Here is a 1,857-nt window from a genome sequence, read left to right on the forward strand (position 1 = left end):
CCCGCCCGCAGAATCACTCGAAAGGACACTGTCATGACCAAGCAATCCATCTTCGGCCGCATCGCACAACTGGCCAAGGCGAACATCAACTCCCTGATCGACTCGGCAGAAGACCCGAAACTCATGCTCGACCAGATGGTGCGCGACTACAGCAACAGCATTTCGGATGCCGAGGGTGCCATCGCGGAGACGATCGGCAACCTGCGCCTCCTCGAGGACGACCACCGGGAGGACGTCGAGGCCGCGGCGGAGTGGGGCGGGAAGGCACTCGCCGCGAGCCGCAAGGCCGACGAGCTGCGCGCAGCGGGCAACACCGTGGACGCCGACAAATTCGACAACCTCGCCAAGGTCGCGCTCGGCCGCCAGTTGCAGTCCGAGAAGGAGGCGAAGGCCGCCGAGCCGCAGATCGCCTCGCAGACCACCGTCGTCGAACAGCTCAAGACCGGTCTCAACGCGATGAAGGAGAAGCTCGGCCAGCTGTCCGCCAAGCGGGACGAGCTCATCGCCCGGTCGAAGACAGCCGCGGCGCAGACCAAGGTCATGGACGCCGTCAAGAGCATCGACATCATGGATCCCACGAGCGAGGTCAGCAGGTTCGAGGACAAGATCCGCCGCGAGGAGGCCAAGGTGCGCGGGGCGAACGAGCTCGCCGCGTCGAGCCTCGACGCCCAGTTCGAAAGCCTCGAAGACCTCGGCGAACTGACCGAGGTCGACGCCCGCCTGGCGGCGCTCAAGTCCTCCGGCGCGAGCGAGATCGAGAAGTAGCCCACGGCGCTAAACCGCCGAGAGGGCACACTTTTGAGTTCGGAGAACGTGCGCGGTGCCCTCGCGCGCGACAACCCGCGAGGCGCATACTGGAGTATGGCTCCCTCCTTCGTTGTCGTGCCGCAATGGCAGGGTTCGGTTTCTCCGCGCGCAATGCGCCTCAGCGATGGTGCGGAGGCGATCCGGGGTGATCTCCCGTCCTCCGCGACCGTCGAAGTCCCGGTTCCGGTCGAGGCCGGCGACGCGCAGGACACCGGCATCGACCGGTTCTCGAGCCTCGTCATGGTGCGCGAGCGCCTCACCCGTGCGCTGCGCGACTGCGTCACCCCCGTCCTCACGATCGGCGGCGAGTGCGGCGTCTCGCTCGCGGCCGTCGGCCACGCCTCGGCGCGGCATCCGGGCGGCCTTGCCGTGGTCTGGCTCGACGCCCACCCCGACCTGCACACCCCCGATTCATCGCCCTCCGCAGCTTTCGGCGGCATGGTGCTCCGGGCGATCGCCGGCGAGGGTGTCGACGGGCTCGTGCTCGGCGCGGACGAACGGGTGCCGTTCGACCGGATCGTGATCGCGGGAGCCCGCGACATCGACCCGGCCGAAGCCGAGCTCATCGGTGCGGCGGGCATCCGCTGCCTGTCGATCGAGGAGCTCGAGACGCCGGACGGCATTCTCGCCGCGGTCCGCGCGACGGGGGCGACCGCGTTCTACATCCACCTCGACCTCGACGTGCTCGACCCCTCCGTGCTGACCGGGCTCTCGAACCTCCTGCCCTTCGGACTGAGCGTCGAGACCCTCGGCCGCACGATCACCGCGCTCAGGGCCGAGTTCGAGCTCGCCGGTGCCACGATCGCGGGCTTCGCGCCCGCCTCCCCCGAGGCCGCGAACGACGACCTGCCGAGCATCCTCCGGATCATCGGCGCCCTCACCCGCTGACCCGCGCACCGCAACGTCGGAGATTTTCGCCACACGCCGTGAATCCGGGCAGCGGATGCCGCGGGTCGCGCAAAACTCCGACGTTGCATTGTCCTGCACCGCGGACAACGCCCCGAAACCCACCAGCACCAGGAAGGCATCCGTGAGCGAGCAGCGCAGCAC

Annotated in this window: 2 protein-coding genes; both read left to right on the forward strand. The window is 68.6% G+C overall.

The genetic code is table 11. The features are described 5' to 3' along the window. The first annotated feature begins 33 nt into the window (after window positions 1–33). Window positions 34–765, forward strand: coding sequence for a PspA/IM30 family protein (locus QN345_RS18565; protein WP_134561924.1), 732 nt, complete (start codon window positions 34–36; stop codon window positions 763–765). A gap of 96 nt (window positions 766–861) precedes the next feature. Next, window positions 862–1,695 carry an arginase family protein gene (locus QN345_RS18570; protein WP_134449814.1) on the forward strand — a complete coding sequence of 278 codons (834 nt, stop codon included), beginning with the start codon at window positions 862–864 and terminating at the stop codon, window positions 1,693–1,695. The last annotated feature ends 162 nt before the right edge of the window (window positions 1,696–1,857 follow it).

The organism is Cryobacterium sp. 10I1, from assembly GCF_035019805.1.
Classification (GTDB): Bacteria; Actinomycetota; Actinomycetes; order Actinomycetales; family Microbacteriaceae; genus Cryobacterium; species Cryobacterium glucosi.